This window comes from Rahnella sp. CJA17(1/100) (genome assembly GCF_963881615.1).
Classification (GTDB): domain Bacteria; phylum Pseudomonadota; class Gammaproteobacteria; order Enterobacterales; family Enterobacteriaceae; genus Rahnella; species Rahnella aceris.
On record NZ_CAWOJA010000083.1, the window covers coordinates 208,889 to 228,601 of the forward strand.

The 19,713-nt window shown below is 53.0% G+C and carries 17 protein-coding genes and 1 riboswitch; of the genes, 5 read left to right on the forward strand and 12 right to left on the reverse strand.

Annotated elements, in window-relative coordinates:
• Positions 1–32: 32 nt before the first annotated feature.
• Positions 33–1,439, reverse strand: coding sequence for a replicative DNA helicase (dnaB, locus tag AACU55_RS24450; RefSeq protein ID WP_013577363.1), 1,407 nt, complete (start codon positions 1,437–1,439; stop codon positions 33–35).
• Positions 1,440–1,621: 182 nt separating this feature from the next.
• On the opposite strand from dnaB, the gene AACU55_RS24455 reads away from it, so the two are divergent.
• The gene (locus AACU55_RS24455) at positions 1,622–2,605 is read left to right on the forward strand and encodes a quinone oxidoreductase (RefSeq protein WP_134706299.1); all 984 of its coding nucleotides are present in this window, start codon (positions 1,622–1,624) and stop codon (positions 2,603–2,605) included.
• Positions 2,606–3,001: 396 nt separating this feature from the next.
• Here AACU55_RS24455 and pspG read toward each other — a convergent pair whose 3' ends face one another.
• Both pspG and dusA read right to left on the reverse strand, forming a co-directional pair.
• Entirely contained in the window at positions 3,002–3,238 is a 237-nt protein-coding gene (pspG, locus tag AACU55_RS24460) for an envelope stress response protein PspG (protein ID WP_013577365.1), read from the reverse strand.
• Between the two features lie 192 nt (positions 3,239–3,430).
• On the reverse strand, positions 3,431–4,438 hold the full coding sequence (gene dusA, locus AACU55_RS24465; RefSeq protein WP_134706300.1) for a tRNA dihydrouridine(20/20a) synthase DusA: 1,008 nt from the start codon (positions 4,436–4,438) through the stop codon (positions 3,431–3,433).
• A 263-nt stretch (positions 4,439–4,701) separates the two neighbouring features.
• Between dusA and zur the strand changes: the two genes are divergently transcribed.
• Complete coding sequence (zur, locus tag AACU55_RS24470) at positions 4,702–5,211, forward strand: zinc uptake transcriptional repressor Zur (RefSeq protein ID WP_037035116.1); 510 nt, start codon at positions 4,702–4,704, stop codon at positions 5,209–5,211.
• Between the two features lie 159 nt (positions 5,212–5,370).
• Here zur and AACU55_RS24475 read toward each other — a convergent pair whose 3' ends face one another.
• From AACU55_RS24475 to AACU55_RS24490, 4 genes are all read right to left on the reverse strand, one after another.
• Complete coding sequence (locus AACU55_RS24475) at positions 5,371–5,580, reverse strand: CsbD family protein (protein WP_013577368.1); 210 nt, start codon at positions 5,578–5,580, stop codon at positions 5,371–5,373.
• A 189-nt stretch (positions 5,581–5,769) separates the two neighbouring features.
• Entirely contained in the window at positions 5,770–7,134 is a 1,365-nt protein-coding gene (gene dinF, locus AACU55_RS24480; protein WP_134706301.1) for an MATE family efflux transporter DinF, read from the reverse strand.
• Positions 7,135–7,432: 298 nt separating this feature from the next.
• Positions 7,433–8,041, reverse strand: coding sequence for a transcriptional repressor LexA (gene lexA, locus AACU55_RS24485; RefSeq protein ID WP_013577370.1), 609 nt, complete (start codon positions 8,039–8,041; stop codon positions 7,433–7,435).
• A 119-nt stretch (positions 8,042–8,160) separates the two neighbouring features.
• On the reverse strand, positions 8,161–8,529 hold the full coding sequence (locus tag AACU55_RS24490) for a diacylglycerol kinase (RefSeq protein WP_013577371.1): 369 nt from the start codon (positions 8,527–8,529) through the stop codon (positions 8,161–8,163).
• Positions 8,530–8,646: 117 nt separating this feature from the next.
• On the opposite strand from AACU55_RS24490, the gene plsB reads away from it, so the two are divergent.
• Positions 8,647–11,130 (forward strand): glycerol-3-phosphate 1-O-acyltransferase PlsB, encoded by a 2,484-nt coding sequence (gene plsB, locus AACU55_RS24495; RefSeq protein ID WP_013577372.1) that lies wholly within the window; start codon positions 8,647–8,649, stop codon positions 11,128–11,130.
• Between the two features lie 100 nt (positions 11,131–11,230).
• Here plsB and ubiA read toward each other — a convergent pair whose 3' ends face one another.
• The 4 genes from ubiA to pgi all read right to left on the reverse strand — a co-directional run bounded on the left by ubiA (position 11,231) and on the right by pgi (position 15,073).
• Positions 11,231–12,097 carry a 4-hydroxybenzoate octaprenyltransferase gene (ubiA, locus tag AACU55_RS24500; protein ID WP_134706322.1) on the reverse strand — a complete coding sequence of 289 codons (867 nt, stop codon included), beginning with the start codon at positions 12,095–12,097 and terminating at the stop codon, positions 11,231–11,233.
• Between the two features lie 41 nt (positions 12,098–12,138).
• Complete coding sequence (gene ubiC, locus AACU55_RS24505) at positions 12,139–12,678, reverse strand: chorismate lyase (RefSeq protein WP_013577374.1); 540 nt, start codon at positions 12,676–12,678, stop codon at positions 12,139–12,141.
• Between the two features lie 89 nt (positions 12,679–12,767).
• Positions 12,768–13,175 carry a phosphate-starvation-inducible protein PsiE gene (gene psiE / locus AACU55_RS24510; RefSeq protein ID WP_013577375.1) on the reverse strand — a complete coding sequence of 136 codons (408 nt, stop codon included), beginning with the start codon at positions 13,173–13,175 and terminating at the stop codon, positions 12,768–12,770.
• A 251-nt stretch (positions 13,176–13,426) separates the two neighbouring features.
• Complete coding sequence (gene pgi / locus AACU55_RS24515) at positions 13,427–15,073, reverse strand: glucose-6-phosphate isomerase (protein WP_013577376.1); 1,647 nt, start codon at positions 15,071–15,073, stop codon at positions 13,427–13,429.
• A 228-nt stretch (positions 15,074–15,301) separates the two neighbouring features.
• Positions 15,302–15,491: riboswitch (Lysine riboswitch) on the forward strand.
• Positions 15,492–15,597: 106 nt separating this feature from the next.
• Between pgi and lysC the strand changes: the two genes are divergently transcribed.
• Both lysC and panS read left to right on the forward strand, forming a co-directional pair.
• A complete protein-coding gene (lysC, locus tag AACU55_RS24520; RefSeq protein WP_134706302.1) occupies positions 15,598–16,986 on the forward strand; it encodes a lysine-sensitive aspartokinase 3 in 1,389 nt (462 codons plus the stop codon).
• Between the two features lie 90 nt (positions 16,987–17,076).
• Positions 17,077–17,994, forward strand: coding sequence for a ketopantoate/pantoate/pantothenate transporter PanS (panS, locus tag AACU55_RS24525; protein WP_013577378.1), 918 nt, complete (start codon positions 17,077–17,079; stop codon positions 17,992–17,994).
• Positions 17,995–18,059: 65 nt separating this feature from the next.
• Here panS and AACU55_RS24530 read toward each other — a convergent pair whose 3' ends face one another.
• Positions 18,060–19,712 (reverse strand): Na/Pi cotransporter family protein, encoded by a 1,653-nt coding sequence (locus tag AACU55_RS24530; RefSeq protein ID WP_013577379.1) that lies wholly within the window; start codon positions 19,710–19,712, stop codon positions 18,060–18,062.
• Position 19,713 lies beyond the last annotated feature (1 nt).

Below are 19,713 nucleotides of genomic sequence, written 5' to 3' on the forward strand. Positions count from 1 at the left end.
AAAGGGGAGGGATAAATTCAAAACCCGGGAAGTTAATCCTCGTCGTATTGCGGGCCGCCATAGTTATCAAATCGCGACCACTGACCGTTAAAGGTCAGGCGGACGGTACCGATCGGGCCGTTACGTTGTTTACCGAGGATGATTTGCGCGATGCCTTTTTCTTCACTGTTATCGTGATAAACCTCATCACGATAGATGAACATGATTAAGTCGGCGTCCTGCTCGATGGAGCCGGATTCACGTAAGTCGGAGTTGACCGGGCGTTTATCCGCACGTTGCTCCAGGCTTCGGTTCAGCTGCGACAGCGCCACCACCGGTACCTGCAATTCTTTCGCCAGCGCTTTGAGCGAGCGGGAGATTTCGGCGATTTCCAGCGTACGGTTATCGGACAGCGCCGGAACGCGCATCAGCTGGAGGTAGTCGATCATGATCAGGCTCAGACCGCCGTGCTCACGGAAGATGCGTCGGGCGCGCGAACGGACTTCGGTTGGCGTCAGGCCGGACGAGTCATCGATATACATGTTCCGCTTTTCGAGCAGAATGCCCATGGTGCTGGAAATACGTGCCCAGTCTTCATCATCGAGCTGGCCGGTACGGATTTTGGTCTGGTCGACGCGCGAAAGCGACGCCAGCATACGCATCATGATCTGGTCGCCGGGCATCTCAAGGCTGAAGATTAAGACCGGTTTATCCTGCATCATCGCGGCATTTTCTGCGAGGTTCATCGCAAAAGTGGTTTTACCCATCGACGGACGCGCCGCCACAATGATCAGGTCGGATTTTTGCAAGCCTGCGGTTTTCTTGTCGAGGTCAGCATAGCCGGTTGAAACGCCGGTTACGCCGTCATGCGGGCGCTGGAACAGCTCTTCGATACGGGAGACCGTGCTTTCCAGAATACGGTCGATACTTTTTGGACCTTCGTCTTTACTGGCGCGGCTTTCGGCAATCTGGAATACGCGGGATTCGGCTAAGTCCAGCAGGTCTTCGCTGCTGCGACCTTGCGGATCATAGCCCGCGTCGGCAATTTCATTGGCGACGGAGATCATTTCCCGGACAACAGCACGTTCGCGCACAATGTCAGCGTAAGCGCCGATGTTCGCCGCACTGGGGGTGTTTTTAGAGAGCTCTGCCAGATACGCAAAACCGCCGACGGAATCCAGATCGCCTTTCTGTTCCAGCGATTCGGAAAGCGTGATCAGGTCGATTGGTTTGCTCATTTCCAGCAAACGCTGCATTTCGGTAAAAATCAGGCGGTGCGGGCGGCTGAAGAAGTCATTGCTGACCACCCGTTCGGCCACATTATCCCAGCGTTCGTTATCCAGCATCAGCCCGCCCAGAACGGATTGTTCAGCTTCCAGCGAATGCGGCGGAAGTTTCAACCCTTCCATCTGGCGATCGCGGTTTTCGTTCTGTTGATTGGTCGGTTTTTTTGCTGCCATCTGTGGATTATTTCCTGCTCTAAGCGCCTGTTTTATGAGCGTCGGGTTTCCAAAAATCGGAGCCTGACTCGCGCGACAGTATAAACCATTTCAAAAGGGTATTAACCCTTAGTGCCGAAAATCTGGATTGTCCCTGACATTTAGCCTAGGGTTGAAATCAGACTCCATCACGAGGAAAAAACATGGCAAAGCGCATCCAGTTTTCTGAAACAGGCACCCCGGACGTTCTGCAATACGTTGATTATCAGCCACAAGATCCGCGGGCAGACGAAGTCCAGGTCGAGAATAAAGCCATCGGTATCAACTATATCGATACTTATGTGCGCAGCGGTCTGTACGCACCAGCCAGTTTTCCGGCGGGTTTAGGCACGGAAGCGGCGGGCATAGTCAGTAAAGTCGGTAGTGGCGTAACGGCCATCAAACCTGGCGATCGTGTGGTTTACGCACAATCCGCGCCCGGTGCTTACAGCGAATTCCATAACGTACCACAGGAAAAAATCGCCCTTTTGCCGGACGCGATCAGCTTTGAACAGGCCGCAGCCTCCTTCCTTAAAGGGCTGACAGTTTATTATTTACTGCGCAAAACCCATGAAGTACAGTCCGGTGAAACCATTCTTTTCCATGCCGCAGCCGGTGGCGTAGGCCTGATTGCCTGCCAGTGGGCGAAAGCGCTGGGCGTAAAACTGATTGGCACCGTGGGCTCTGATGAAAAAGCCGAACGCGCCAGACAGGCCGGTGCATGGGAAACCATTAACTACCAGAAAGAAGATATCGCGACCCGCGTGGCGGAACTGACGAACGGCGAAAAAGTCGGTGTGGTTTACGATTCCGTCGGCAAAGATACCTTTGAAAAATCGTTAAACAGCCTGAAACGTCGCGGTTTGCTGGTCAGTTTCGGCAATGCGTCCGGCCCGGTAAAAGGTGTGGATCTGGCGATACTCAATCAAAAAGGTTCGCTGTTTGTGACGCGCCCTTCCCTGAATGGCTACGTGACTAACCGTGAAGAACTGCTGGAGGCGAGCAGCGAGCTGTTCTCAATGATCGCCAGTGGCGCGATAAAAGTGGATGTCAGTGACGCGCAGAAATTCCCACTGTCCGAGGCAAAACGCGCGCATGAAACGCTGGAAAGCCGCGTGACACAGGGTTCAAGTCTGCTCATCCCATAAAAGTTTCCCTGAACCAATGCAAAAAAGGCTTTCACAGTTGTGAAAGCCTTTTTTACTGCCTGACTCAGACGACCTCTGATTTCAGACGGGTACTGCTGTAGGGTACTGCCGGGTAAATCCACAGGGCGATGTCACTTAAGCGACTATTGTGTGCCTCAGCGGACTTGATGAATTCGGTTTACAGCCTGCTGGCTGCCAATGAATTCCATCCTAACAGTCACCCATGTTAAAAAATATGATTTATGCATTTTGACCGCACATTCTGATCTAGCTTGTGATCGCTAGCACATAAGCAAAAGTTATCACTGCAACGGTTACATTTTTTTGCGCTCAGAATACGGTCAGCAATCCCCATCATTTCATGCAGTTACGGAAACCGATAAAGTGAAGCTGTTATTACGGCAAGCGACGGCGACGGTATTTTGGCTCATCAGGCCGGAAAAATGTCCGGTAAATCCAGACCGCAAGCACGGCCAAAAGCAGCCACGGCAACATTTTTACAACAATCGCCAAAAACCCACCCAACATCATCAGAGCAAATGCCACGACCAGCGCCGCAACCATACCCAGTAAAGAAATGCCGGTCAGCATCAGCATAAAGAAAAAACCAAGCACGAAGAGAATTTCCAGCATCGGGTGCTCCTTAATAAGCCATGTGCGATAAGACGTAGCGTCCAAACACGCATTAACCATTACAAGAAACATGCCAGTGTGATGGGATAAATAATTGATTGAATGATAAGGAAAAAATAATTCGCAGGCACGAATGGCCTGCGAAAAGATAGTAAATTTGACTAACAGATAGTGATTTTACTCACCCTGTTTTTATGCCTGTGCCACCACTTCCTGCGGCTGAGCAACCATCTGCAACGCCTGTTCGACCACATCGATGCCCGCGCCGGCTTTATGCGCATTCTCACTCAGATGACGACGGAACTGACGCGCGCCCGGCACACCCTGGAACAGACCAAGAATATGGCGGGTGATGTGACCGAGGTAAGTACCTTTGCTCAGCTCCGCTTCGATATACGGATACAGCGCGCGGATAATATCCGGCCCGGTTTTCAGCGGCGCATCAGAGCCGAACAGCTCGCGATCCACATTCAGCAACAGGCCCGGATTCTGGTAAGCCTCACGCCCCACCATCACGCCATCCATATATTGCAGGTGCATTTTGGCTTCTTCGAGGGTTTTGATACCGCCGTTAATTGCCATGGTCAGGTGCGGAAAAACACGCTTAAGCTGATATACGCGCGGGTAATCCAGCGGCGGAATTTCACGATTTTCTTTCGGACTGAGGCCCGAAAGCCAGGCTTTACGCGCATGAATAATGAAGGTATCGCAACCGCCGTTTTCTGAAACCTGACGGATGAAATCACACAGAAATTCGTAGCTGTCCTGATCGTCAATACCGATTCGGGTTTTAACCGTGACCGGAATTGAGACTACGTCGCGCATGGCTTTGATGCAGTCAGCCACCAGCGACGCCTGACCCATCAGACAGGCACCAAACATGCCGTTCTGCACGCGATCTGACGGGCAACCGACGTTGAGGTTAATTTCGTCATAACCACGTTCTTCCGCCAGTTTTGCGCAATGCGCCAGATCAGCCGGATTGCTGCCACCAAGCTGCAAAGACACCGGATGTTCTGCATCGCCAAACCCGAGATAATCCCCTTTGCCGTGAATAATGGCGCCGGTCGTGACCATTTCGGTATACAGCAACGTCTGGCCGGTCATCAGCCGGTGAAAATGGCGGCAGTGGCGATCGGTCCAGTCAAGCATCGGCGCAACGGAAAAACGCTGGGCGGAAAAGGGAGTGGTCTGGGGCATTACGTGTTGAGTTTCTGACATCGGCCTGACATTCGCTGAAGGGGTTCGTGACGCTCCCCCCGGCTTCGCGCCAGAGGGAAGGTAATCGCTGATTATACCACAGAACAAAGATTCGGCATCTTGTGCCGCTGAGCAGGCGGATGCCGACGTTGCATCACATCTGAATGGCGCATAATTCGTCGTTTTGGTGCAAGCATGATAAAATCATCGGTGGTCGCATGATGTGGCCTATTCATTCCAATCTGCGCTCAGAGACCGTTGCTATGACCCTGAATAATCCGGAAAAATTACTTTCACAAGCTGAAGAACTTTGCCAGCAGCGCAATGTTCGCCTGACGCCGCAGCGGCTGGAAGTACTGCGCCTGATGACGCAACAACCCGGTGCGATCAGCGCCTATGACTTGCTGGATCTATTGCGCGTAAGCGAACCTCAGGCGAAACCACCGACCGTTTACCGGGCGCTGGATTTTCTGCTGGAACAGGGATTTATTCACCGTGTTGAATCCGCAAACAGCTATGTTCTCTGCCATCATTTTGAAGAGCCAAGTCATACTTCTGCGCTGTTTATCTGCGACCGCTGCGGGTTAGTTACCGAAAAAACCACCGACGGCATTGAAGAGCGTCTGGCAAAACTGTCATTAGAATCCGGATTTGAGCTTCGCCATTCCGTCGTTGAAGCGCATGGCTTATGTGCAGAATGCAAAGTAGTAGAAACCTGCGACAGCCATGACCATTGCGATCACGACCACAGTATTGTGGTGAAAAAACGCTGAATAATCGGGTTTTAAGGTTTTGAAGGTGACTCGTAAGAGGGGGGATGTTTTGTACAGAGAAGAGGTTGGGTACATCCGTGTACCCGTATCCTGAAGCGTTCCGGGTAGGAGCAGCTAAATCTCAGGATACGTCACTGGCACGCGAGGGGGAGTCGCGTCTTACCAGTGATATTTGTTTTTGGTTTCCCATTCATTGAGCTCTTTCTCGGCCTGATCTTTTTGATAGCCGTAACGCTCCTGAATTTTACCGACTAACTGATCACGTTTACCTTCAACCACTGTCAGGTCGTCATCAGTCAGTTTGCCCCATTGTTCTTTCACTTTCCCTTTGAACTGCTTCCAGTTACCGTCGGCTTGGTCCTTATTCATAAAATATCTCCTGTTACCTTGGGTTTTATGAACTGCATTTCGTCTTGCAGCTCGTCCTTAACACTTTAAAGGTTAGTAGAGAATCTCGATTAATCCTCCCTAAACAGGGATAAAAACCACTATTAGGATTAATCTAAAGCATGAAATAACGACAAAGCTGCGCTTATTTCTTTGAAAATAGCTGAAAAATCAGTGCGACGGAGACGAAAACCATGTGTCATGCCGCCAGTAACGACGCCATATCCAGCCCAGTGAAATCCCGCGTAACCCGAGGAATACCGTCAGCGCCAGCCACAACGCATGATTGCCCAGCAGCGGTAAAGTGAACAATGTCAGCCCGAACCCCAGCGCCGCCACCAGCATGCTGTTTCGCATATCCCGCCCACGCGTTGCGCCGATAAACATGCCATCAAGCAAATAGCACCAGACAGCCACCAGCGGCAGTATAATTTGCCAGCCAAGATATCGGTCCGCCAGCTCACGCAATTCCGGTAATGATGTCAGCGCATCAATGATCGCCCCACCCGCCAGCGCGTAAATCAGAGCAAAAAACAACGCAACCAGCCCGGCCTGACGACACGCGGCATGCCAGACATTCAGCAGTTTTTCGCGGTTGCGGGCACCGAATGCCTCACCGGAATGCGCTTCGATAGCATAAGCAAAACCGTCAAGTGCAAACGCGGTAAATGTCAGCAGGTTCATCAACACGGCGTTGACCGCCACAATGTGGCTGCCCAGCCGCGCGCCCAGAACGGTTAGCGATGCAAAGCAAAGCTGCAACAGTAATGAGCGCAGCATGATGTCGCGGTTAAGCCCGAGAAGACGGCGCAAATTACCACGCCACGCGGAGGTGATTTCTGCGCCGGTGATACCGCGTCGTTTCATCACCCGCCAGACGAAATACAGCCCGATGAGTAGCGTGAAATACTCGGAGCTTGCCGTCGCCATGGCTGCGCCACGCACGTTCCAGCCCAGCCCGATCACCAGCCACAGATCCAGAATGATATTCAGCAAATTCCCGGCAATCAGCAAAATCACCGGCCCGCGAACGTACTGAATGCCGAGCAGCCACCCGAGGATCACCAGATTCGCCAGTGAAGCCGGGGCGCTGAACCAGCGGATTTCGATAAACAGCCTCGCCTGTTCAAGCACGGGCTGACTGCCGCCGACAATGTGAAACGCCAGCTCCATCAGCGGATGACGGAATACCACAATAATGACGCCCGCCAGCACAGCCAGAAGGAAGGGTTGTACAAAAGCACGCGCCAGAAGCTGATTATCTTTCGCGCCCAGCGCCTGAGCGGTCATGCCGGTGGTACTCATCCGCAGAAACAGTAAGAGCATAAAAAGGAAAGTGGTGATCATCGAACCCACAGCCACGCCGCCGAGATAATCCGGGCTGTCGAGATGACCGATCACTGCGGTATCCACCAGGCCGAGGAGCGGCACCGTGATATTGGAAAAAATCATCGGCAATGCCAGCATCCAGAGCGCTTTATCGGCAGGGCTTAAAAAGGTGTTTTTGAGTGTGTGTCGCAGGGAATGATGTTGCATAGAGAATCTCATGCCGGAGGTTCAGGTTATGCCTGTAAATGACATCGCCCCGAAAGGGGCGATGATGAGAGAAACGCATTTCTCTTTGAATTCACATGGATGCCAGAGGCGGCCGCCATCCATATTCAATTAGTTTTAGTCTTGTCTATCTGACACAGCAATTTCTGACTTAGTCATATCTGACCGAGTAATTCGCGTTATATCAAGGCGGCAACTAAGCGAACGCCGGGAGCATACACAAGTATGTGACCGGGGTTCGCGAAGGCAGCCAACGCAGAGATAGCTCGAAGTACGAAGGTCAGATCCAGTCGCCGTTGCGGATAACACCTACGGCTAAGCCTTCAATGCTGAAATTCTGCTCGCGCAAATCCACCACGATCGGCTGAAACTCGCTGTTCTCTGGCAATAACTGCACCACACTGCCTTGTTTTTTCAGGCGTTTCACAGTGACCTCATCATCGATACGGGCCACCACAACCTGACCATTACGCACGTCTTGCGTTTTATGCACGGCCAGCAGATCGCCGTCAAGGATACCAATATCACGCATCGACATACCGCTGACACGCAGCAGGAAATCGGCGCTCGGCTTAAACATTGCCGGATCGATCTGATAGTGCCCTTCGATATGTTGCTGCGCCAGCAGCGGTTCACCGGCGGCAACGCGGCCAATCAGCGGTAAACCTTCTTCTTCTTCCATCAGCAGACGAATGCCGCGTGATGCACCGGAAACAATCTCAATAACACCTTTACGCGCCAGCGCTTTAAGATGCTCTTCCGCCGCATTGGGAGAACGGAACCCCAGACGTGATGCAATCTCTGCGCGGGTTGGTGGCATACCGGTGGTGGAGATATGATCGCGAATAAGGTCGTAGACCTCTTGTTGTCTGGTCGTTAAAGCTTTCATTCCGCCCCCTGGTTGTTTATACAGTCTTGCTGTGAGTATATACAGCTAAACGGTCAATGAAAACCTAAGATTGAATAAAAACAGGGCATAACGTTGATTCCTGGAATGCAGATTCCAAATCAGAACCATCGCGACCAAAAGATGCTGACCCAGACAAAAATCGCCAATATGATGGTCAGAAGTACGGCAGCAGAGCCGATATCTTTTGCGCGACCAGAAAGCACATGAAACTCAGGCCCGATGCGGTCTATTGCACATTCCACCGCGCTGTTGAGCAATTCCGTGACACAGACCAGCACGACGGATCCCACCAGCAGGATACGTTCAATGGTGCTGACATCAAGCCAGAAAGATAGCAAAATTAACGGGATAGCGACGCTGGCCTCCTGGCGAAATGCCGCTTCGTTTTGCCATGCCGCTTTGAATCCTTTCCAGGAATAGCCGGCCGCTTTATAAATTCGGGTAAATCCGGTGACTTGGTTCGCCATTTGGGGTACTGATCCTTAGAGTGTTTGCAGCATTTTAGCTTTTATATGACCACAGATCTCCACGGATCTTTCTGGTATCCTTGCGGCGAAATTGCTAACAAGAGGCTTCACGTTTTTATGTCAGGTTGGCGTAGACTTTATTACACATTATTGAATTTACCACTCTCATTGCTGGTAAAGAGCAAGGTCATACCTTCAGATCCGGTTACCGAGTTGCATTTAGACCCGACGCGGCCGATTTTGTACGTATTACCTTATAATTCCAAAGCCGATTTGCTGACGTTGCGTGCGCAATGTCTGGCGCAGAATCTGCCTGATCCTCTTATTCCGCTGGAAATTGACGGCACCCTGCTACCAAGCCATGTCTTTATAGCCGAAGGCCCGCGCGTATTCTCTTATTACACGCCGAAGCAGGAATCCGTAAAGCTGTTCCACGACTACCTTGATTTGCACCGCAATAATCCGGATTTAGACATTCAGATGTTGCCGGTGTCGGTAATGTTTGGTCGTGCACCGGGCCGTGAAGGTCAGGACGACACGCCGCATCTGCGCGTGCTGAACGGTATCCAGAAATTTTTCGCAGTGCTGTGGCTGGGGCGGGACAGTTTCGTCCGTTTCTCCAATACCGTTTCCCTGCGTTATATGGCGACGGAACACGGCACAGATAAGACGATTGCTCAAAAACTGGCACGTGTGGCGCGGATGCATTTCTCCCGTCAGCGTCTGGCTGCGGTTGGTCCGCGTCTTCCGGCACGTCAGGATTTATTCAATAAATTGCTGGCCTCAAAAGCCATTGAGAAAGCGATTGAAGACGAAGCCCGCAGCAAGAAAATTTCCCACGAAAAAGCCCAACAAAACGCCATCGCCCTGATGGAAGAGATTGCCGCTGACTTCTCTTATGAAGCCGTGCGCCTCTCTGACCGTGTGCTGAGCTGGACGTGGAACCGTTTGTACAAAGGCATCAACGTTAATAATGCCGAGCGTGTACGCCAGTTAGCGCTGGACGGTCAGGAAATTGTGTATGTGCCTTGCCACCGCAGCCACATGGACTATCTGCTGCTGTCTTACGTGCTCTATCATCAGGGTCTGGTACCGCCGCATATTGCCGCCGGTATCAACCTGAATTTCTGGCCGGCTGGCCCGATTTTCCGCCGTCTGGGTGCGTTCTTTATTCGTCGAACCTTTAAAGGCAACAAGCTCTATTCGACAGTTTTCCGTGAATATCTGGGCGAACTGTTCAGCCGCGGTTATTCGGTGGAATACTTTGTGGAAGGGGGGCGTTCGCGAACCGGGCGTCTGCTGGAGCCGAAAACGGGCACGCTGGCCATGACCATTCAGGCCATGCTGCGCGGCGGTTCACGTCCGATTACGCTGGTACCGATTTACATCGGTTATGAGCACGTTATGGAAGTGGGTACGTACGCGAAAGAATTACGCGGTGCGACCAAAGAGAAAGAAAGCCTGACGCAAATGCTTAACGGGTTGCGCAAGCTGCGTAACCTCGGCCAGGGTTACGTGAACTTCGGTGAGCCGCTGCATCTGACCACTTACCTGAACCAGAACGTGCCAACCTGGCGTGAAGCCATCGACCCGATCGAAGCACAACGTCCAAGCTGGCTGACGCCGACAGTGCAGGATTTGGCAGAACAGATCATGGTGCGCATCAACAATTCAGCGGCAGCCAATGCCATGAACTTGTGTTGTACCGCGCTGCTGGCCTCCCGTCAGCGTTCACTGACACGCGAACAGCTGACCGAGCAAATCGACTGTTATCTGCAATTGCTGCGTAACGTGCCTTACAACGCGGATTCGACGGTGCCTGATCTGACCGCTGACCAGTTACTTGATCACGCGCTGAACATGAATAAGTTCCAGGTTGAGAAAGACAACATTGGCGACATCATCGTTCTGCCTCGCGAACAGGCCGTGCTGATGACGTATTACCGCAACAACATCCATCATATGCTGGTGTTGCCATCACTGATTTCAAGCATTGTGATGCACCACCGCCAGGTCAGCCGCGCGGAATTACTGCATCAGGTCGAACTGATTTATCCGATGCTCAAAGCCGAACTGTTTATGCATTTCGATACGCCTGAGCTGCCACAAGTGCTGGATGTTCTGACGCTGGAACTGGCGCGTCAGCAAATCATTCACCTTGAAGATGATGAGCTGACACTTAATCCGGCCCGTATCCGCACCCTCCAGTTGCTGGCGGCTGGCGTACGTGAAACGCTGCAACGTTACGCGATTACCTTCTCCCTGCTCACCAATAACCCAAGCATCAACCGCGGTGCACTGGAAAAAGAGAGCCGGATTATGGCGCAGCGTTTATCCGTGCTGCACGGTATCAATGCCCCTGAATTCTTCGATAAAGCCGTGTTCTCGACGCTGGTCGGCACACTGCGCGCAGAAGGCTATATCAGTGACACCGGCGATGCCATTCAGGAACAAACGCGTGAGATTTACCTCATGCTCAGCGACCTGATGACACCGGATATCAAGCTAACTATCGAGAGTGCGGGAATGCCTTCTGAGCTGCCGCAAGCAACGGAGCCACCGGCTGAACCGAAGATGGATGTACGCGATACCGATCATTAACCCGTATTAGCGCCAGACATCAGATTAAAAAAAACAAAACGCCCGGACTTTTTACAGAGTCCGGGCGTTTTTTTAATTGTTGTCGCGCAGGCTAACTCACTTAAAAATTGAAGCCTGACAGGCTCATCAGAATACCGAGGAACAACACCAGCCCGACATAATTGTTCTGGCGGAAAGCCAGAAAACAGGCATCACGTTCACGTTTAGCAATCAGCTTTTGCTGATGCACAAACAGCGCAGCAGCCAGCAGCAACGACCAGTAAAACGGTGCGCTGAGCTGGGAAAGATGACCGACAATGCTCATCAGCACTAACGTCGCCAGTTGCAGCAGCCCGATAATCAGCGTGTCAAAACGTCCGAACAGAATCGCTGTCGATTTCACGCCGATCTTCAAATCATCGTCACGATCGACCATCGCGTATTGCGTATCGTAAGCCACCGTCCAGCAGATATTTGCCACGAACATTAACCAGCAGCTAAGCGGCACACTTTCGCTCACAGCGGCATACGCCATCGGAATTGCCCAGCCAAACGCCGCGCCCAAAACCACCTGCGGCAGATGGCTGACGCGCTTCATGAACGGATAAATCCATGCCAGCGCCAGTCCGGCGAGAGACAGCCAAATGGTCATGCGGTTAAGCAACAGAACCAGCAGGAATGACACCAGCACCAGTCCGGCAAATAATATTTTCGCCTGCTTGCCGGTGATCGCCCCGCTCGGCAATGGCCGGTGAGCGGTGCGTTTAACGTGACCATCAAACTTACGGTCAGCGTAGTCATTCACCACGCAACCGGCGGCACGCATGAAGAACACGCCCAGCACGAAGACCAGCAAAATCTTCGCAGACGGCATTCCCCCCCCCGCGACCCACAATGCCCATAACGTTGGCCACAACAGCAGCAGTGAGCCAATCGGCTTATCAATGCGCATCAGGCGACAGTAATCACGCCATGTGCCCTGCGTCATACTTCCTGACACTCTCTGTTCTCCTTGTTGATTAGTGTGACTCATGCCTTGCTCACTTTGCCCTCAGGGCGGTGAACCGGCGAATCCGGGAGGAAAATTTCGGTCAGCAGCAGCGGCTTGTCAGACAAACGCAGGCGGGAACGGCGCGCCCATAATTCTCCCTGCTCACTGTGTAACTGGCCTAAATGAATGTAATCGCGGGACAAGTTGTTCCCGCTAAACAGATAGCGCCCCAGCGGCACCGTGCCTAAATCGACCAGCGCCAGATCCGGCCCGGTCAGCGTTTCTTCAGGAATGACCGTGCGCCCCAGCAGCCAGGGTTCGGCATCGCCAAACAGCACGATTTCTCGGATCCAGTAACGGGCACTTTCCGGCAACTGCTGTGCTTCGCTTTCACCCAGTTCTTCGCGACTGACAAAACATTCATTTTGCGGTTTCACGGTGACGGTAACACCCTGCTTTTCAAACCGGCGGGTCATGGACCCCATTTCCATCAGCCAGTCAGCCACATCCGCAGGCACCTGCGAAGGGTCGTCAAACCAGTGGATCGGGGATGGTTCGGGGGAATGGGGATCAGACATCAACGGCTCCGTAATGAAGGCATTCATACCTCCAATGAATTATCTGCCTCGCATTCTAGCGCATCAATGCGAGGCAGTAATTGCCTGATTTATTCGCGGCGCAGACGTTCGCTATTGGCCAGAAACAGTGTCACGACCAGCACAAGGATCGCGCAGGCGTAAACCAATGTGTCATAAGGACTTTTGTGGTCGACGATGATCAGGCGGATAATCGCGGTGATGCCGATGTAAATAAAATAGCGTAACGGGAAATGATAGCCCGACGAAAAATATTTAATAATCAGGGCAATAAACTCAAAATAGAGGAAGTAAATTACAATCCCTTCAATGAGCAGATATGACGAAGACTGATCGTTATTCACGAACAACACCATTGCTAAATGATAGGTTTCGCGCCCGATAAAAATCATCAGGATCGCGGCCAGTCCTAATAAGAATACGTTCAAAATTCGCTGCATAATGACGGATATCATTAATGCCCGTTTTGATCCTGCCATGTGATCTACATCCCACTTTTGTTATTAATCCCCGCAGAATACCACAGAGTCAGCACAGGAAAAGCGCCATTAAAAAAGGGCCAGCCGGTGAAGGCTAACCCTTTTATTGAGAAATATTTCGACCTGTCCCTCTAAATCATTCGGGCTGGATCAAGGCGGCAAGGGAACGAAGCCCCGGGAGCTTACATAAGTAAGTGACCGGGGTGAGTTCACGCAGCCAACGCTGAAACAGTCTGAAGGATGACGAGGGATTAGCGCCAGTTTTTGAAGCGGTTAATTAAACCGTTCGTGGAACTGTCGTGGCCTGTCACTTCTGAGCTACCTTCCAGTTCTGGCAGGATACGGTTTGCCAGCTGTTTGCCCAGTTCTACGCCCCATTGGTCGAAGGTGTAGATGTTCAGGATCACGCCCTGGGTGAAGATTTTGTGTTCGTACATCGCGATCAACGCACCCAGGCTGTAAGGCGTGATTTCACGCAGCAGGATGGAGTTGGTCGGACGGTTCCCTTCGAACACTTTGAACGGCGCAACATGTTTAACGTCTTCTGGTTTTTTACCCTGATCGGCGAATTCTTTCTCGACAACATCCAGAGATTTACCGAATGCCAGCGCTTCGGTCTGGGCGAAGAAGTTAGACAACAGTTTCGCGTGGTGATCGCTCAGCGGGTTATGGCTGATGGCCGGTGCGATGAAGTCACAAGGGATGATTTTAGTCCCCTGGTGAATCAGCTGATAGAACGCGTGCTGACCGTTAGTGCCCGGTTCGCCCCAGATGATCGGGCCAGTCTGGTAATCCACCGGGTTGCCGTTACGGTCAACGAATTTACCGTTAGATTCCATGTTGCCTTGCTGGAAGTAAGCAGCAAAACGGTGCATGTACTGGTCGTATGGCAGGATAGCTTCGGTTTCGGTGCCGTAGAAATCGTTGTACCAGATGCCGATCAGCGCCAGCAGTACCGGCAGGTTTTTCTCAGCCGGCGTATTCGCGAAGTGTTTATCCATCGCGTGCGCACCGCTCAGCAACTGTTCGAAGTTATCGAAACCGACAGACAGCGCGATAGACAGACCGATTGCGGACCACAGAGAGTAACGGCCACCGACCCAGTCCCAGAATTCGAACATGTTATCGGTGTCGATACCAAACTCGCTCACCGCTTTACCGTTGGTGGACAACGCCGCGAAGTGTTTCGCCACGTGTTGGTTATCGCCAGCGGTTTTCAGGAACCAGTCACGCGCGCTGTGGGCGTTGGTCATGGTTTCCTGCGTGGTGAAGGTTTTTGATGCAACCAGGAACAGCGTGGTTTCCGGAGACAAATCTTTCAGCGTTTCAGCGATGTGCGTGCCGTCAACGTTGGAGACGAAATGCATATTCAGGTGGTTTTTGTACGGACGCAGCGCTTCAGTGACCATGAACGGACCGAGGTCTGAACCGCCGATACCGATGTTCACCACGTCGGTGATGGCTTTGCCGGTATAACCTTTCCATTCGCCACCGATAACACGTTCGGTGAAGCCTTTGATTTTCGCCAGAACCGCATTCACTTCCGGCATCACATCTTTGCCGTCCACGACGATTGGCGTGTTGCTGCGGTTACGCAGTGCAACGTGCAAAACAGCACGGTCTTCGGTGCGGTTGATCTTCTCGCCAGAGAACATCGATTTGATTGCGCCCTGAAGGTCAGTCTCTTTCGCCAGCGCCTGCAGCTTATCCAGCGTCTCTGCGGTGATGCGGTTTTTGGAGAAATCGACCAGCATCTGGTCTTCAAACGTGGCAGAGAATTTGGAGAAACGATCACCATCTTCAGCAAACAGATGGCTAATCTGCACATCTTTCATCTTGTCGAAATGCTGCTGCAGGGCTTGCCAGGCAGCGGTCTGAGTTGGATTGATATTTTTCATAGCAATGCTCTTAGGCTGAGAATAAATATGAGGTAACTGTCCCGATTGTAGCCTGAAGTTCCCGGGAAGAGATGCCTTTTCTTGCGATAGGTTAGATCTGCTTAATCACAATGACAGAGAACAATATTAGATGAGAATCGCTCAAAATGTGGCGCATGCATTGCCTGACCGTTGACAGACGGGCGATAAACGGCTATTCCTAAGCGCCTAACTCGCGCGCTCGATGCGCGAGCCAGAAGAGGCGCGTCGCCCAGGCAGTGTATCGGAGGAGCCGAAATCCTACGAAGATACATCAGGGGGAGCGGCGCCGAGATCATAAGCCCGCGGCAGGCAAATGATCGACTACAGGGGCTGAATCCCCTGGGTTGTCACCGGAACACCCAACAGGGTGTCGGCTAGGTGGGGCGCTTCTGGGTGTATCGTAGTATCTCTACGCCTGCTCCCGTTTCCCGCTCTTCCCTTTGTGCCAATTCTTATGGAATCGATGGCCGTCATGATATGGCGACCCGGACACGAGGTTTTACATGAATCACGCAGTATCCCGCAACGCCAGTCAGCAGCCTTTGGGCAATGTCATCGTCGCCAAATTCGGCGGTACCAGCGTGGCGGATTTCGACGCAATGAACCGCAGCGCGGATATCGTGCTGTCGCGCCCTGAAGTGCGTCTGGTTGTTCTCTCCGCCTCTGCGGGCGTCACCAATTTATTAGTTGAGCTGGCAGAAGGTAAAGAAACCGAACGCCGGGTGTTCCTGCTTGATGAAATTCGCCGCATCCAGAGTGCCATTATCGATCGCCTCGATAATCCCGCAGTGATCCGCGAAGAAATCGGCCGCATGCTGGAAAATATCGCCATGCTGTCAGAAGCGGCGAGCCTTGCGACCTCTACCGCGCTGACCGACGAACTGGTGAGCCATGGCGAACTGATGTCCACCCTGCTGTTTGTTGAAATCATCCGCCAGCGCAACGTGCCAGTGGAATGGTTCGACGTACGTAAAATCATGCGTACCAACGATCGCTTTGGGCGCGCGGAGCCGGATACGCAGGTATTAAGCGAGTTAACCGTTCAGCAGCTACAACCGCGCTTGCAGGACGCCCTGGTGATCACACAAGGTTTTATCGGCTCAGAAGGCAAAGGCCGCACCACGACGCTTGGCCGTGGCGGCAGCGATTACACCGCCGCATTGCTGGGTGAAGCGCTGAGCGTTTCCCGTGTGGATATCTGGACTGACGTTCCGGGGATTTATACCACCGACCCGCGTCTGGTGCCGGCGGCAAAACGTATTGACCGCATTGCGTTTGAAGAAGCCGCTGAAATGGCGACATTTGGTGCCAAAGTTCTGCATCCAGCCACTTTGCTGCCCGCGGTGCGTCGCGGTATCCCGGTGTTTGTAGGCTCGAGCAAAGACCCGTCAGGCGGCGGCACCTTAGTGTGTGATACCAGCGATAATCCGCCGCTGTTCCGCGCGATAGCCCTGCGTCGCAGACAAACGCTGGTCACGCTGCACAGCCTGAGCATGCTCCATTCACGCGGTTTCCTCGCCGAAGTGTTTGGCATTCTGGCACGCCACAGTATCTCTGTGGATCTGATCACAACATCCGAAGTCAGCGTCGCGCTGACGCTGGATACCACCGGTTCCACATCCTCAGGCGACAGCCTGCTGACCACCTCACTGCTGACAGAATTATCCTCACTGTGCCGCGTGGAAGTGGAAGAGAATCTGGCGCTGATTGCGATTATCGGCAACAAACTGTCCCAGGCCTGTGGCGTCGGCAAAGAAGTGTTCGGCGTGCTGGACCCGTTCAATATCCGCATGATTTGCTACGGCGCAAGCAGCTACAACCTGTGCTTCCTGGTGCCGGGCAACGATGCCGATCAGGTCGTTAAAACTCTACACCGCAACCTGTTCGAATAATGACGGGCGCGGTATGTGAGAAGACCGGGCCATGTGCCCGGTCTTTTTTTGTCTGTACTTTTGCAAACAACAAAGACAAGGATCACCTCAATGTTAGCCAAAATAACCCGCCTGTTCCCGTTGTGGGCCGTGCTGTTATCCGTCGCGGCCTATTACTCGCCCGGTACGTTCACGCCGATCGGCCCGCATGTTTCTACCCTGCTGATGCTGATTATGTTCGCGATGGGTGTCACTCTCGAATTCGGTGATTTCAAACGCGTGCTTTCCCGACCTGGCCCGGTTGCTGCCGCCACGTTCCTGCATTATCTGATCATGCCGCTGGCGGCGTGGGTGCTGGCAAAACTGTTCCATATGCCGGCAGATTTATCGGCGGGAATGATTCTGGTGGGCAGCGTTGCCAGCGGTACAGCCTCTAACGTGATGATTTATCTTGCGAAAGGAGATGTCGCGCTTTCCGTGACGATTTCAGCAGTTTCCACACTGGTGGGTGTTTTCGCCACGCCACTGTTGACGCGTCTGTATGTCGATACGCACATTAAAGTGGATGTGGAAGGCATGCTGTTAAGCATTTTGCAGATCGTCGTCATCCCGATTTTAGCCGGTCTGATTATTCATCATCTGTTCACGAAAACCGTGAAACGTATCGAACCGCTGCTGCCGCTTTTCTCAATGGCATGCATTGTCGCCATTATCAGCGCCGTGGTGGCGGGCAGTCAGGGCTTTATCGGTTCTGTGGGGCTGATCGTGATTGTGGCGGTGATCCTGCACAACGGCATCGGTCTGCTGAGCGGTTACTGGGGCGGGAAACTGTTTGGCTTTGATGAAACCACCTGCCGCACGCTGGCGATGGAAGTCGGGATGCAGAACTCAGGTTTAGCGGCGACGCTGGGGAAAATCTATTTCACCCCGCTGGCCGCACTGCCGGGCGCATTGTTCTCGGTATGGCACAATCTGTCAGGTTCTTTGCTGGCCGGTTACTGGTCCGGTAAGCCGGTCAAAAAAGACTGATTTCCAGACGAAAAAGAAGATGAAAAAGAAACGGGCGCCTTCCTCAGCGCCCGTTTTGATTCGTACTACACCCGTTGCACATCATCATTCGGTTCGCGCTGCTCATCTTCCTGCTCATCCTGATCCAGCACGTTATAGGCCACCGCACAGAACAGTGAGTTCAGACGTTTCATATCCCCCAGCAACCCGAGGTGCAGCGAGCTGGTTTCGATACTCTGCACATTATGCTGATGCAGGCGATCGACGTGCGCATGCGCATAACGGCGGTCGAGAATGCGGAAACGGTGTTTGGAGCGGCGCAGACGGCGCGCACTGGTCAGATCGTTCGACAGGAAAACGCCCAGACTCAGGCGCAGGTTATCCTGCAATTTTTCATGTAAGGCATCCAGTTCCACCAGTCCTTCCGGCGAGAACGCGCGGCGGGTAGCGTGGGATTTGGCGGTGATATCGCCGGTCATGCGCTCGATAATGTCACCGGCCTGTTCGAGGTTCAGCGCCATTTCGATGATTTCAGCCCAGCGACGGGAATCATCTTCGCCAAGTCCTTCCTTGTTGATTTGCGCCAGATACAGCTTGATGGCGGTATAGAGCACATCAACGTCATCGTCGAGACGCCGCACTTCGCGATCCTGCGCCAGTTTACCGTGCATCACTTCGCGGTTGAGGATCAGCATATGTTCGACCACGTCGCCCATGCGCAAGGTTTCACGGGCGGCATTGGCCAGCGCCAGCGTCGGGGTATCAATTGCGCTGACATCCAGATGGCGCGGACGCAGACGGGGATCATCTTCAGGCACATCGGCAATCATCATCTCGCAAACCTTGGCCATCGGCGCCGTCAGCGGCACCATCGCCAGACAACGGATCAGGTTGTAGAACATGTGGAAGTAGATCACCAGTTCTTCATCCGGAATGCCAAGCCGCGCCAGTTGCGTCGACAACAGTCCGACAAACGGCAGCACAATCACCAAACCAATCAGTTTAAACAGCGTACTGCCGAGCGCCACGCGGCGACCGGCGGCATTCATTTTACTGGCGTTAATCATCGCCAGCAGCCCGCTGCCGAGGTTGGCACCGATGACCAGACAAAGTGACACTTTAAGCGAAATCACGCCGGTCGCGGCAAGGGTTGCTGTCAGCAACACAGCCGCCAGACTGGAATAGCTGATGATGGCAAACACTGCGCCGGTCAGGGCATCGAGCAGCACATCACCGGTCAGGGACGAGAATAAAACTTTAACGCCGGAGGCCTGCATGATCGGCGTCGCTGCGCCCACAATCAGTTCCAGCGCCAGTAAAATCAGCCCCAGCCCGATACCGACACGACCCATTTGCCCCGCGCGGGTCTGTTTACGACTGAGGAAGAACGCGACACCGACGAAAATCAGCAGCGGAGAAAGCCAGGAGAGATCGAAGGTCAGAATACGCGCCATCACGGCGGTCCCGACATCTGCACCGAGAATAATCACCAGTGCCGGAGCCAGTGCTACCAGCCCCTGCGATACAAACGACGTGACCAGCAGCGCGGTAGCATTACTGCTTTGCACCAGCGCAGTAACGCCAATGCCCGCCACAAACGCCAGCGGTTTTTTCTCGACACTGTTACTCAGAACACGGCGCAGATTGGCGCCAAAGACACGCATGATGCCGGTACGCACGATGTGCGTACCCCATACGAGCAGAGAAATAGCAGACAACAAATGCAAAAGGGTTAACACG